This is a genomic window from Thioclava indica, assembly GCF_000714545.1.
GTDB classification, from domain to species: domain Bacteria; phylum Pseudomonadota; class Alphaproteobacteria; order Rhodobacterales; family Rhodobacteraceae; genus Thioclava; species Thioclava indica.
The window spans coordinates 107,005-118,381 of record NZ_AUNB01000084.1 but is presented as its reverse complement, the minus strand read 5'-3'; the positions used below and the strand labels follow the sequence as shown (position 1 = coordinate 118,381).

Sequence of the window (11,377 nt, the reverse complement as noted above, 5' to 3'; positions counted from 1 at the left end):
CCCCTTAGCGTAAAATTCCCAATATTTTCAAGTGTCTTGGCGAACGATGTCCGACACAAGAACTCCGATCACATCGCTACCCAAAACCGTGCGCGCGGTTTCCGTCAGCGAGTTTCGCAGCCGGTCCATATTGGCCGATCCGGTGAATGCACCTGCAAACCCTCCCGTATTGGCGTGGTCGAATAGGACCTGCAAAAAGGCGTCGCGTAGCTTGGGTTCAGCGCGATACACCTTTTCGGTGGCGCCCGTTTTGACCTCGAGGCTGAGCGACATGATCACCAGCGAACTCACAAGCCCGTCTTCGACAACCGGCACGATAAACTGGTTGTTAAGCTTAACAAATTCGGAGGTTTCAGTGAGTTCCTCGGTGCTTTCGACTTCGCTATCGCCATGATCCTTCGGATTTGGCGCACAGTCTGCCGTTGCCTCTGGGTCGGGCGGGGGTGGGCGCAGGAAATAACCAGCGCCTCCACCTGCGGCGAGCCCGATCACCGCGAGAAGAATAGGGAAAATTTTACCAAACATTTCGACCTCTCAGAAGGGCAAAAGAATATCAGCGACCTGCTGTCCAATCCGAGGCTGCTGCACATCGGTGATCTGACCGCGTCCGCCATAAGAAATGCGCGCGCCAGCGATCTTGTCATAGGTGATTTCATTTTGACGGCTGACATCCTCGGGACGCACAAAACCGTTTACGATCAACTCGCGCACCTCGTTGTTCACGCGCACCTCTTGGCTGCCTTGGATGCGCAGAACGCCGTTCGGCAGGGTCTCGATGATCGTGGCGGCGATACGCAGGGTTAGCTTTTCGTTGCGCGAGACAGATCCATCGCCCTGGTAGGACGAACTGGAATTTGTCGAAACCGCATCGGCCATTGACGCCCCGTCGGGCAGCCGCTGGTCAATCCGCTGCGGAATGCCAAATAGCGATGGGATGCCCATACTTTCCGAGCCAGAACGCGAACGCCCGGTCGAATTCGAAATCTCGGCTTTATCGTTAATTTCAATCACCACCGTCAGAATATCACCACGCTGCACCGCGCGCCGGTCGCCAAGAAGCGAGTTGCGGGACCCTGACCACAGGGAAGCCTGTCGCGTGGGGTCGCGTGAGGCAACGGTTTCGGGCATCGGCACGCTCGACATCGCGAAGAACTCGTTGCCACTTTCAACGGGGGTGAAATTGGGGGCCTTGCCGACGTCTTCAAGGCGGCCGCAAGCGCTCAGCGCGATCATCAGAAAGATCAGGGTGGGAGATTTCATAACTGGTCCTTCATTGCATGACATAGGCCGCGCCATCTGCGGCGAGGCGCGCGTTGACTGTCGTTCGAGAGTTGGCATTCATCACCCGGATCGTGTCCCCGACGCCGGCACGCTCCAGCGCACGTCCTTCGACGCGAATTTCGAGACCGGCGTTGCGATAAACCAACGGTAGAAACTGGTTGCGCTCTATGATTGCAGGCGCACCCAGATCGCCCATGTTGATCGGGCGACCGGCATAAAGCGTTGCGCGCGTTTCCAGCCCGATGACATCTTCGGCCGAGGTGATCCCTGTCGGCAGATCGCCCGCTTGCAGCGCAAGATCGTCGGGCGTCAACACGGTCTTCGCCCGGATCGTGCGCGTCGCCACGAGGTGATCGGCCAGTGCAGGCAGCGGTGCCAAGACCAACGCTGCCAAGATTATCGCCCGTTTCATCAGCGCACCTGCGTGGTTGCGCCAAGCATTTGATCGGCAGCCGAGATGACTTTGGCGTTCAACTCATAGCCGCGCTGTGCCTTAATCAATTCGGTAATCTCGCGCACGGGATCGACTGAACTTTCCTCAAGATAACCTTGGCGCAACGTGCCTAGACTATCCTGGCCAGGGGTGTTCACATTCGGCGGGCCGGAGGCGCCGGTTTCAAGAAACAGGTTCGACCCCACCGCCTCAAGCCCCTTGTCATTGGTGAAATTGGCCAAGGTAAACTGACCTAAAAGCTGGGCATCCACTTGATCGTTAAAATAGGCGTAAACCTCGCCATCGGCGTTGATCGCAATGGCGCGGGCATCATCGGGAATCGTCATGGCGGGCACCACGGGGTAGCCGTCTGACGTGACAATTTCGCCATCGCCAGATCGCTTGAGCCCACCATCGCGCGTGTAGGCCGAGATGCCAGAGGGTAGCGTCACCTCAAGATAACCCGCCCCGTCAATCGCCACGTCCAGATCGCCCCCCGTCGCGGAAAGCGAGCCTTGCGAGAGGTTGACGGTCACGGCAGTCGGACGCACCCCAAGACCAAGCTGCACACCTGCGGGAATTTGTGTGCCATCAGTGGCGTTAATCGTACCGGGGCGTGTCATTTGCTGGTAGTGCAGATCGGCAAACTCGGCACGGCGCGGGTTGTAGCCGGTCGTGGACATGTTCGCGAGGTTGTTCGAAATGACCTCGACGCGCATTTGCTGCGCACTCATTCCGGAGGCGGCGATTTGAAGGGCACGCATGGCTCTCTCCTGTTATCTGGCGAGCGTCGAGATGACGCTGCGAATACGTTCGTCCTCACGATCGAGGAATTTCTGGCCAAGCTCATAGGCGCGCTGCACCTCGATCATGCGGCTGATTTCCGAGACTGGATTCACGTTGGAATCCTCAAGATAGCCCTGCAAAAGCGTGGCCCCTTCCATCGGTTCTGCCCCGGCTTCGGCGGCGAAACGGGTGCCTCCAACATGGGTTAATTCGTTGGGATCGCTGGGTAGGAACACCCCCACCTGGGCAATCGGTTCGCCAGCGGCCGAAAGCGTGCCGTCCGAGGCGAGCGCGATATCTTGCACCCCGCCGGGCACCGCCACAGGCGTGCCGCCGGGATCAAGCAGGCGATAGCCATCGGGGCTAAGCAACTCACCCTCGGGGGAGGGAATGAAACTGCCCGCGCGGGTCAGTTGATTGCCCTGTGGCGTCTCGATCATAAAGAACCCCTCGCCCTCAATCGCGAAGTCGAACCGTCCGCCGGTTTGGGTCAGCCCGCCTTGTTGCAGATCGATATTGCGCCCGTTGGCATAGGCCATCGATAGCGAGGGTCCATTGTCCTCAAGTCCCGAGATGTATTCCGAAAAGATCACGCCTTCGCGGCGAAATCCGGTGGTTGACACGTTGGCGATATTGTTCGCCACCGTGCGCATTTCCTGCATCAACCCGGACTGCCGCGAAAGTGTGGCGTAGATTGCATTATCCATCGCGTTAGCTCCCCGCGATCAAAGGCACGAGAGTCTGGGTGAAGAAGTCGACCAGACTGTCGGACATGAAAGACATCGTGGCCCAGAACACGATCAGCATCGCCCCGACTTTGGGCACGAAGGTCAGCGTCATTTCCTGCACCGAGGTGAGGGCCTGGAACAAACCAATCGTCACACCCGCGATCAGTGCGACCGCCAGCATCGGGGCGGCGATCATCACCGCGATCCACAGCCCCTGCCGCATCGTGTCAAAGAAAATGGCTTCCTGCATCAGACCGGCATCCGCAAGATTTCCTGATACGCCTCGACAACTTTGTTGCGCACGGTCACGGCGGTTTCGACCGCGAGTTCCGTTTGCGCCAAAGCTTGCACCAGCGCATGCGGATCGGCACCGCCTGTCATCGCGGATTTCGCCGCATCTTCACCCGTTTTCAGCGTATCGGCAAAAGAACTGGCGGCATCTTCGAACGCCGAGCTTGCCGGCCCGGCCGCTTGCGGATTTGGGGCCGCAGCGGCGCGAGCGTGGGCATAGCTTTGCGATGCAAGAGAAGTTGTAACATCCATTCTAGAGTCTCCTTATCTAGCGGCGAAGTAGATCAAGCAGCGATGACGACATTTGCCGTGACTGATCGAACATTTTAAGATTCGCCTCGTAGCTGCGCTGCGCTTCGCGCGCGTCAGCGATTTCGACCACCAGATCGACATTTGAGCCGTCGTAGTAGCCATTCTCATCCGCCATCGGGTGGCCGGGATTGTAAATTTGGGTCAGTTCGCGCCGATCTAGCTGCACCGGGCCAAGCTTGACGCCACCGGTTTGCTCTCCGCCCTCGACCACCTCCTGAAACGCGGCGGTTTTGCGGTGGTAGCCGGGGGTGTCGGTGTTCGCGATATTCTCGGAGACATAGCGCAGGCGCATGGCTTGCGCCTTCATGCCCGATGCCGAGAGAGAGAGTGCAGTGGAAAAATCACTCATCTTCAGCTCCTCCCGAGAGAGGTGCGAAGCACCGTCAGAGACGAGCGATAGATAGCAAGTGCCAAGTCATGCTGGCGTTTGACCTCGACCGATTTGACCATCTCGTCTTCCAGCGAAACCGAATTGCCATCAGGTGAGGTCGCATCTGGATCGGCCTTCACCTCATACGAAGTGCTCACCGTGTGATCGGCGCCAATATGGCCTGCGCGCGTGGCACGCATGCCATCAGCGCTTTCGCTTTGGTAAAGCGACTCAAAGGATGGCAGATCACGCGCGGCGTAACCGGGCGTGTCCGCATTTGCGATATTTTGCGCCACGGCATTTTGCCGAGCGGACGCATGGGTGGCCATCGCACTGGCCATTTGTAGGATCTCAAGTTTCTCGAACATCGGGGCTTCTCCTCCGAGCTATCAACCAAGCCTTAAGGGTGAATGGTTTAGAAAACGTTTCGAGAACATGAGGAGTCCAGAATGGCATACGCAGGATTTGACTTATTACGCGCAGAGATGCGCGGCATCGGATCGGTACACTCTGTCGGGCGCGTCACGCAGGTGCGCCAAGGCACAATTGAGGTCAGCGGACTGACGCGCCGCGCCGCATTGGGGGATCGTGCGCTGATTCGCTGCCAGTCGGGGCGCGAGATCGGCGCAGAGGTGCTGTCGCTCACGCGCGGCGGGGTGACGGTGCTGCCAGATGGTGCCGCCGATGGCGTGGCAATCAGCGATGAGGTGGAGCTGCTGGGTCAGGGTGGCATCGCGCCTCATGATAGCTGGATCGGGCGAATCATTGATCCGTTCGGTGGGGCGCTGGATGGGCGACCCTTGGTTCACGGCGCGCAGGAGTGTGAACTGCGTGCTTCGCCTCCCCCCGCTGCGCAACGCAAACGGCTGGGCGCGCGGTTGGAAACCGGCATGGCGGCGTTTAACACGCTTTTGCCGCTGGTGCGCGGTCAACGGATCGGGTTGTTTGCGGGGTCCGGCGTGGGGAAATCCTCGCTTTTGGCGAACTTCGCGCGCGGCGTGCAAGCCGATGTCGTGGTGATCGCCTTGATCGGCGAGCGCGGGCGCGAGTTACGTGAATTCGTGGAGAAAACCTTGGGCCCCGAGGGGATGGCGCGCGCGGTGATCGTTGCCGCCACCTCGGACCAATCGCCTCTCGTGCGGCGGCGCTGCGCGTGGGCTGCGATGTCGGTGGCCGAATATTTCCGCGATCAGGGAAAACATGTGCTCTATCTCGCTGATTCGGTGACCCGTTTCGCCGAGGCCCATCGCGAGGTCGCGCTGGCAGGAGGCGAGCCTGCGTCTTTGCGTGGCTATCCGCCCTCGACCTCGTATCAAATCATGGCGCTGGGCGAACGCGCCGGGCCGGGCGTGGATGGGTCGGGTGATATCACGGCGGTGTTTTCGGTGCTGGTCGCGGGCTCGGATATGGATGAGCCGGTGGCGGATATTCTGCGCGGCGTGCTGGATGGCCATGTCGTGCTGGAACGCGAGATTGCCGAACGCGGGCGGTTTCCGGCGATCAACCTTCTGCGTTCGGTTTCGCGCTCGCTGCCAGACGCGGCCACTCCCGGGGAAAACGGGTTGATATCGCATGCGCGCGCCTTGCTGGGTGCGTATGATCGGGCGGAAATGATGATTCAAGCCGGGCTATATGCAGCGGGTTCTGATCCGATGGTGGATGCCGCGATTCGGATCTGGCCGCAGCTTGACGGGTTCATCGCCTTGCCCGCGTCCGAAGGTGTCGCGGGCAGTTTTGCTCAACTTAGCGAGGTATTGTCACAGGCAGGGCGCTAAATCAGACGATCCCAGATCAGTTTCAGCGCCAATAAAGACGAGGTAACAACCAGCAGCGGTTTGATCAGCCGCGCGCCGATGCGCATCGCGAGCTTTGACCCGAGCCGCGCGCCTGCGATCTGCGCCACACCCATCGCCAGCCCCAAACCCCAAAGCGGTGTGCCCATCGCGATAAACCCGACAAGCCCACCGATATTAGAGGCGAAATTCAGCAATTTGGTGTGCGCGGTCGCGCGTAACACGCCGTAACCCGCCAGCATCACGAAACCGATCATAAAGAACGCCCCCGTACCCGGCCCGATCAACCCGTCATAAAACCCGATGACGGGCACGAAAAACGCGGTGAAAGCGGCGGGCGGGATGCGCTCAAGTTTATCGGTATCATCCAGTCCCGGTCGCAGTGCAAAAAACACCGCGATCGCGATCAGCACAAAGGGCAGCGCGGTTTGCAAGTGATCGGTCGGAATGACCGACACAAGCAGCGCGCCACACAGCCCCGCCACAAAGGCCAGCGCGGCTGCGGGAAGCTGGCGTTTCAGATCGACTCGCCCCGAGGCGGCATATGACAGCGCCGCCGTTGCCGCGCCGAATGTGCCTTGGATTTTGTTGGTCGACAAAGCCTGCAGCGGCGACACCCCCGCCAGCAGCAACGCAGGCACCGTGATCAGCCCGCCACCGCCGGCAATCGAATCAACGAACCCTGCGACAAAGGCCGCTCCGATCAGCATCACAACCAATTCGTAGGAGAGGTCGAACATCGCGCGTCCCTTAGTCACTTCCGAGTCTTCTTCCGCCGCGCTTGCGCGAATGTAAAGCCTGTGCGGTTGCACGGCGCGGCGCGCTGACGCTATCTGGGGACACCAAGGCAAACCCAGGGACACTCATGTCAGCGATCCAACTTATGTGGCTCATCACCGCGTTCAACCGAGTTTTGCAGCAATGAGTGCCGTGACGGGGTATCGGGCGCTGGCGCTTATGACTGCGCCCGCACGCCAGAAATCCGAGTTATGGCGCACGGTGCTCGGCCTGGGCATGATCATCGCAATCTATATCGGCGCGGGCTGGATGCTGCTCACGATACTGGCGCAATCGGTGCCGCCACTGCGCCTTGTAGGGCTTCTCAACGAAATTGCATCGGGTTCGACCCCGCGAGGAGTCGTGATTTTGCTCGCAAGTTTTGCGCCATTGCTGCTTGGCGTGGTCTTCGTGACGCGCTGGTTGCACGGTCGCCCGGCGGGGGTGCTGTTTGGCCCCAACGTGCTACGCGATTTCCGCGCGGTGCTGCCTTGGGTCTTGGTCATATCGCTGCTGTGTGCGGCGCTGGCGCTGGTGGACGATGATGTCGGACGCTCGACCCGGTTGGCAACATCTTTACCATGGATGGTGCTCGCGATCCCCCTGCTTGCGGTGCAGATCGGTGCCGAGGAAGTGCTGTTTCGCGGCTATCTGCTGCAACAATTGGGCGCGCGCTCGCGCTCCCCGCTGGCTTGGATGGTGCTGCCTTCGGCGTTGTTTGGCGTGCTGCATTACGATCCAAGCAGCTTCGGACCAAACGCGCTCTGGCTGGCGATCTGGGCCTTTGTCTTTGGCTGCCTCGCCGCTGATCTGACCGCGCGCACTGGCAATATCGGGGCGGCATTGGCGCTGCATCTGGTGAATAATTTCACCAGCATGTTCTTTGTCGGCTTTTACGGCAATCTCGACGGGCTGGCGCTTTACACTATTGTGATCAATGCGCGCGACTTTGCAACGCTTGCGCCTTGGCTGGCAATCGACGCGCTGACGATCTTTATCGGCTGGCTGATGATCCGCCTGATCTTGCGGGTCTGATTGCAATTCCCGCACGCTGGGCTTATTTGAGGCCAATGCAAAATCAGCATAGCGCAGGGGCCTGCCGATGAACTGGATCACCAATTACGTCCGCCCGCGGATCGACTCACTGTTCTCGCGTCGCGATACGCCCGAGAATCTGTGGACGAAATGCCCCGAATGCGGAACGATGCTGTTTCACCGGGAATTGGCGGACAACCTCAATGTCTGCACCAATTGCGGCCACCATCTGGCGATCACCCCGCGCAAGCGTTTCAACGCGTTGTTCGATGGCGGCGTTTTTGCCGAGGTAAAAGTCCCCGAGCCGATCCACGATCCGCTGCATTTCAAAGATCAAAAGAAATATCCCGACCGGATGAAGGCGGCGCAGAAATCCACTGGCGAAAAAGAGGCGATGCTGGTGGCCGAGGGCGAAATCGGGCGCACGCCCATCGTCGCGGCGGCACAAGATTTCACCTTCATGGGCGGCTCAATGGGCATGTATGTCGGTAACGCAATCGTCGCGGCTGCCGAACGTGCGGTGCTGCTTAAGCGCCCGTTGGTGCTGTTCTCGGCGGCGGGTGGTGCGCGCATGCAAGAGGGGATTCTCTCGCTAATGCAGATGCCGCGCACGACCGTCGCTGTGCAGATGCTCAAAGAGGCGGGGCTGCCCTATATCGTGGTGCTGACCCATCCCACGACCGGCGGGGTCACGGCCTCATATGCGATGCTGGGCGATGTGCATATCGCCGAACCCAACGCGCTGATCTGCTTTGCTGGCCCGCGTGTGATCGAACAGACGATCCGCGAAAAGCTCCCCGAGGGGTTCCAGCGCGCGGAATATCTGCTCGATCACGGCATGCTGGACCGCGTGACACACCGCATGAAAATGCGCGACGAGCTAATCACGATCCTGCGCATGCTCATGGGGATGCCCCCAGCCGTTGCAGGCGACTTACCCGCGCCCGACACGACCGCCGAAGCCCCCCCCGCGGACACCTCCGCAGCCGAGGACGTGCCCGCTGAAGCGGCGAACAAACCCGCCTAAGCCCCTTCCTCTTGATCAAAATATCCCGGGGGAGTCGCGCCTGGCGCGACGGGGGCAGCGCCCCCTTTCGATGTGATCCACGAATATGACAGGTCCGGCTATGTCCGACGCTTCCGATACGATCCTTGCGAGGCTGATGGGCTTGCATCCCAAGGTGATCGACCTCTCGCTGGACCGGATGGAGCGATTGCTGGCCGCGCTCGATCATCCCGAACGCCAGATCCCGCCGTTGATCCATATCGCGGGCACCAACGGCAAAGGCTCGACGCAGGCGATGATTCGCGCGGGGCTTGAGGCTGCGGGCAAACGTGTGCATGCCTATACCTCGCCCCATCTGGCGCGGTTTCATGAACGCATCCGGCTGGCGGGCAACTTGATTTCCGAACCTGACTTGGCCACGCTTCTCGATGAGGTCGAGGCCGCAAATGACGGCGCGCCGATCACCTTTTTTGAGGTCACGACAGCCGCCGCCTTTCTCGCCTTCGCACGCAGCCCGGCCGATTTCACCCTGCTCGAGGTCGGGCTTGGTGGGCGGCTGGATGCGACCAACGTGATCGATCAGCCTGCGCTGACCATCATCACCCCGGTTTCCATCGACCATCAGCAATTTCTGGGCGAAACCCTGCCCGAAATCGCTGGTGAAAAGGCCGGGATTATCAAGCGCGGCGTGCCGCTCATCATTGGTCCGCAACAAGACGCAGCGCTTGAGGTGATCGAGGCCCGCGCCGCGCGTCTGGGCGCGCCGATCTTGGCTTATGCTCAGCAATGGCAGGTGTGGGAAGAGCGCGGGCGGCTGATTTTTCAGGATGAAACGGGGTTGCTCGACCTGCCCTTGCCCAACCTACCGGGGCCGCATCAGATCCAGAATGCCGGGGCTGCTTTGGCGGCGTTGCGCCATCTTGGGGCGGACGCGACGGCCTGCGAGGCGGCGGTTACGCGCGCTGAGTGGCCCGCGCGCATGCAGCGGTTACGCCTAGGCCCGCTTGCCGATGCAGCGCCCAATGCCGAGCTATGGCTTGATGGCGGGCACAACCCGGCGGCGGGCGAGATGATCGCCGCCACGCTTGCCCGCTTGCCGCGCCGACCGACCCATCTGATCTGCGGGATGCTCAACACCAAGGACGTGACCGGCTATCTGCGCCCGCTGGCTGCGCATGCCGCGCAGCTTGTCGCGGTATCGATCCCCGGCGAGGCGAACACGCTGAGCGCCGAGGACACCGCTGCCGCTGCAAGCAAGGTCGGTATTGCGGCCTCAACCGCGCCCGATGTTGGCGCTGCGCTGGCCGCGATCACCGCGCAGGATGCAAACGCGCGGGTGCTGATTTGCGGCTCGCTCTATCTCGCTGGGCAAGTGCTGCGCGAAAACGGCTAAAGGCGCTAGTAAGACCCGCGCGGCAGGGGTGTTGCGCCGCGATTATACTCGGTCCAATCGCTGATTTCGGGATAGTATTTGCGCCGCCACGCCCGCACGCGCGGGTTCATCCGCCGCCGCCAAAGGGGTGGAATCATCGCCAGCGCGGTCATGCCCGGATAGCCGAACGGGAGTTGCGGTGCCTCGTCGGCGTCATAGGTTTGCAGCAGAGGAAAGCGGCGGTCGGGCTTGTAATGGTGATCCGAATGGCGCTGCAGATTGATCAACAGCCAGTTCGACGCGGTGTGATCGGCATTCCAGGAATGGCGCGGCATCACATGTTCATACCGCCCCTCGCCGCGATATTCGCGTGTCAGCCCGTAATGCTCGACATAGTTGGTCAGTTCCAGCTGCCAGATCGCGAAAAACGCCTGCAAGGCAAACAGCCCCACCCCCATCCAGCCGCCCACCGCAAAGGCCGCGATGAGCGCCAATACCTGCAACGCAGCGTAGCGCCAGAACGGATTGGAGCGATGCCAAAGCGGCCGCCCGGCGCGGCGCAGCATCAGCGCCTCGGCCTTCCACGCAGAGCCGGGGCATTCAAACAGCACCCGCCAGAAAAAGCGATGAAACCCCTCATTATAACGCGCGCTCACCGCATCACGCGGCGTGCCAACCCAAAGATGGTGCACCAGCAAATGTTCAGTGCGGAAATGCGAATACAGCACACTGGCCAGCAACAGATCACCCAGCCAACGCTCTAGCCTATTCTTCTGATGCATCAATTCATGGGCATAGACGATCCCGATGGTGCCCGAGATCACGCCCACGCCAAACATCAGCGCCACGATTTCAAAGCCGTTCAGATGCGCGCTGCGGGTCACGTACCAGATCGTGCCGTAAACCACTGCCGCCTGTATCGGGAACCAGACCATCGTGATCGCGCGATACCATGTCAGCTCGCTCTCGGGCGTCTCGACATCAGGTTGATCCTCGTTGCGCCCGAGGATTTGGTCGAGAAACGTCACCAGCCACCACGCATAGGTCGGCAGCAGGATCAGCGTCCAGCCACCATAACGCGCCTCGATCACCGCCAGCGGCACAGTGCCGAGCGATAGCCAGAACGGCAAAGCGTGAGAGGGGCTGCGGATTTCGGCGCGGCTGGACATGGGGGCCTCGGGGTTGCAAGCGCG

15 protein-coding genes are annotated in these 11,377 nt (G+C 60.7%); 4 read left to right on the top strand and 11 right to left on the bottom strand.

Annotation, left to right across the window (positions count from 1 at the left end; genetic code table 11):
• Nucleotides 1–27 precede the first annotated feature (27 nt).
• From DT23_RS17490 to DT23_RS17450, 9 genes are read right to left on the bottom strand one after another with little or no spacing between them, the layout of a single operon-like run.
• Entirely contained in the window at nt 28–525 is a 498-nt protein-coding gene (locus DT23_RS17490; RefSeq protein WP_038133409.1) for a flagellar basal body-associated FliL family protein, read from the bottom strand.
• A 9-nt stretch (nt 526–534) separates the two neighbouring features.
• Entirely contained in the window at nt 535–1,260 is a 726-nt protein-coding gene (flgH, locus tag DT23_RS17485) for a flagellar basal body L-ring protein FlgH (protein WP_038133407.1), read from the bottom strand.
• A gap of 10 nt (nt 1,261–1,270) precedes the next feature.
• Nucleotides 1,271–1,693 (bottom strand): flagellar basal body P-ring formation chaperone FlgA, encoded by a 423-nt coding sequence (gene flgA, locus DT23_RS17480; protein WP_038133404.1) that lies wholly within the window; start codon nt 1,691–1,693, stop codon nt 1,271–1,273.
• A complete protein-coding gene (flgG, locus tag DT23_RS17475) occupies nt 1,693–2,478 on the bottom strand; it encodes a flagellar basal-body rod protein FlgG (protein ID WP_038133402.1) in 786 nt (261 codons plus the stop codon). Before flgG ends, flgA begins: the two co-directional genes overlap by 1 nt.
• A 12-nt stretch (nt 2,479–2,490) precedes the next feature.
• Entirely contained in the window at nt 2,491–3,207 is a 717-nt protein-coding gene (locus DT23_RS17470) for a flagellar hook-basal body complex protein (protein WP_038133400.1), read from the bottom strand.
• 4 nt (nt 3,208–3,211) lie between these two features.
• The gene (locus tag DT23_RS17465) at nt 3,212–3,478 is read right to left on the bottom strand and encodes a flagellar biosynthetic protein FliQ (RefSeq protein WP_038133399.1); all 267 of its coding nucleotides are present in this window, start codon (nt 3,476–3,478) and stop codon (nt 3,212–3,214) included.
• Nucleotides 3,478–3,771 (bottom strand): flagellar hook-basal body complex protein FliE, encoded by a 294-nt coding sequence (gene fliE, locus DT23_RS17460; RefSeq protein ID WP_038133397.1) that lies wholly within the window; start codon nt 3,769–3,771, stop codon nt 3,478–3,480. The genes DT23_RS17465 and fliE overlap by 1 nt, the downstream gene beginning before the upstream one ends.
• 16 nt (nt 3,772–3,787) lie before the next feature.
• Nucleotides 3,788–4,180, bottom strand: coding sequence for a flagellar basal body rod protein FlgC (gene flgC / locus DT23_RS17455; protein WP_038133395.1), 393 nt, complete (start codon nt 4,178–4,180; stop codon nt 3,788–3,790).
• Nucleotides 4,181–4,182: 2 nt separating this feature from the next.
• Nucleotides 4,183–4,569 (bottom strand): FlgB family protein, encoded by a 387-nt coding sequence (locus DT23_RS17450; protein WP_038133394.1) that lies wholly within the window; start codon nt 4,567–4,569, stop codon nt 4,183–4,185.
• Between the two features lie 81 nt (nt 4,570–4,650).
• Between DT23_RS17450 and DT23_RS17445 the strand changes: the two genes are divergently transcribed.
• Nucleotides 4,651–5,976, top strand: coding sequence for a FliI/YscN family ATPase (locus DT23_RS17445; protein ID WP_038133393.1), 1,326 nt, complete (start codon nt 4,651–4,653; stop codon nt 5,974–5,976).
• On the opposite strand, the gene DT23_RS17440 is transcribed toward DT23_RS17445, so the two are convergent.
• Nucleotides 5,973–6,734 (bottom strand): TSUP family transporter, encoded by a 762-nt coding sequence (locus DT23_RS17440; protein ID WP_038133390.1) that lies wholly within the window; start codon nt 6,732–6,734, stop codon nt 5,973–5,975. The genes DT23_RS17445 and DT23_RS17440 overlap by 4 nt on opposite strands.
• A 181-nt stretch (nt 6,735–6,915) precedes the next feature.
• Between DT23_RS17440 and DT23_RS17435 the strand changes: the two genes are divergently transcribed.
• From DT23_RS17435 to DT23_RS17425, 3 genes are all read left to right on the top strand, one after another.
• Nucleotides 6,916–7,806 carry a CPBP family intramembrane glutamic endopeptidase gene (locus DT23_RS17435; RefSeq protein WP_038133388.1) on the top strand — a complete coding sequence of 297 codons (891 nt, stop codon included), beginning with the start codon at nt 6,916–6,918 and terminating at the stop codon, nt 7,804–7,806.
• A 67-nt stretch (nt 7,807–7,873) separates the two neighbouring features.
• Entirely contained in the window at nt 7,874–8,833 is a 960-nt protein-coding gene (accD, locus tag DT23_RS17430; RefSeq protein ID WP_038133387.1) for an acetyl-CoA carboxylase, carboxyltransferase subunit beta, read from the top strand.
• 100 nt (nt 8,834–8,933) lie between these two features.
• The gene (locus tag DT23_RS17425) at nt 8,934–10,205 is read left to right on the top strand and encodes a bifunctional folylpolyglutamate synthase/dihydrofolate synthase (protein ID WP_038133385.1); all 1,272 of its coding nucleotides are present in this window, start codon (nt 8,934–8,936) and stop codon (nt 10,203–10,205) included.
• A 5-nt stretch (nt 10,206–10,210) separates the two neighbouring features.
• Here DT23_RS17425 and DT23_RS17420 read toward each other — a convergent pair whose 3' ends face one another.
• Nucleotides 10,211–11,353, bottom strand: a complete 1,143-nt coding sequence (locus DT23_RS17420) for an alkane 1-monooxygenase (RefSeq protein WP_051697401.1) — start codon at nt 11,351–11,353, stop codon at nt 10,211–10,213.
• Between the last annotated feature and the right edge of the window lie 24 nt (nt 11,354–11,377).

Excerpts from the sequence above, each read along its gene's own strand:
- flgH (WP_038133407.1), bottom strand. The coding sequence starts at position 1,260 with ATGAAATCTCCCACCCTGATCTTTCTGATGATCGCGCTGAGCGCTTGC.
- DT23_RS17420 (WP_051697401.1), bottom strand. The coding sequence starts at position 11,353 with ATGTCCAGCCGCGCCGAAATCCGCAGCCCCTCTCACGCTTTGCCGTTC.
- DT23_RS17465 (WP_038133399.1), bottom strand. The coding sequence starts at position 3,478 with ATGCAGGAAGCCATTTTCTTTGACACGATGCGGCAGGGGCTGTGGATC.
- DT23_RS17425 (WP_038133385.1), top strand. The coding sequence starts at position 8,934 with ATGTCCGACGCTTCCGATACGATCCTTGCGAGGCTGATGGGCTTGCAT.
- DT23_RS17435 (WP_038133388.1), top strand. The coding sequence starts at position 6,916 with ATGAGTGCCGTGACGGGGTATCGGGCGCTGGCGCTTATGACTGCGCCC.
- DT23_RS17445 (WP_038133393.1), top strand. The coding sequence starts at position 4,651 with ATGGCATACGCAGGATTTGACTTATTACGCGCAGAGATGCGCGGCATC.
- DT23_RS17490 (WP_038133409.1), bottom strand. The coding sequence starts at position 525 with ATGTTTGGTAAAATTTTCCCTATTCTTCTCGCGGTGATCGGGCTCGCC.
- DT23_RS17450 (WP_038133394.1), bottom strand. The coding sequence starts at position 4,569 with ATGTTCGAGAAACTTGAGATCCTACAAATGGCCAGTGCGATGGCCACC.
- flgC (WP_038133395.1), bottom strand. The coding sequence starts at position 4,180 with ATGAGTGATTTTTCCACTGCACTCTCTCTCTCGGCATCGGGCATGAAG.
- DT23_RS17470 (WP_038133400.1), bottom strand. The coding sequence starts at position 3,207 with ATGGATAATGCAATCTACGCCACACTTTCGCGGCAGTCCGGGTTGATG.
- flgG (WP_038133402.1), bottom strand. The coding sequence starts at position 2,478 with ATGCGTGCCCTTCAAATCGCCGCCTCCGGAATGAGTGCGCAGCAAATG.
- fliE (WP_038133397.1), bottom strand. The coding sequence starts at position 3,771 with ATGGATGTTACAACTTCTCTTGCATCGCAAAGCTATGCCCACGCTCGC.
- accD (WP_038133387.1), top strand. The coding sequence starts at position 7,874 with ATGAACTGGATCACCAATTACGTCCGCCCGCGGATCGACTCACTGTTC.
- DT23_RS17440 (WP_038133390.1), bottom strand. The coding sequence starts at position 6,734 with ATGTTCGACCTCTCCTACGAATTGGTTGTGATGCTGATCGGAGCGGCC.
- flgA (WP_038133404.1), bottom strand. The coding sequence starts at position 1,693 with ATGAAACGGGCGATAATCTTGGCAGCGTTGGTCTTGGCACCGCTGCCT.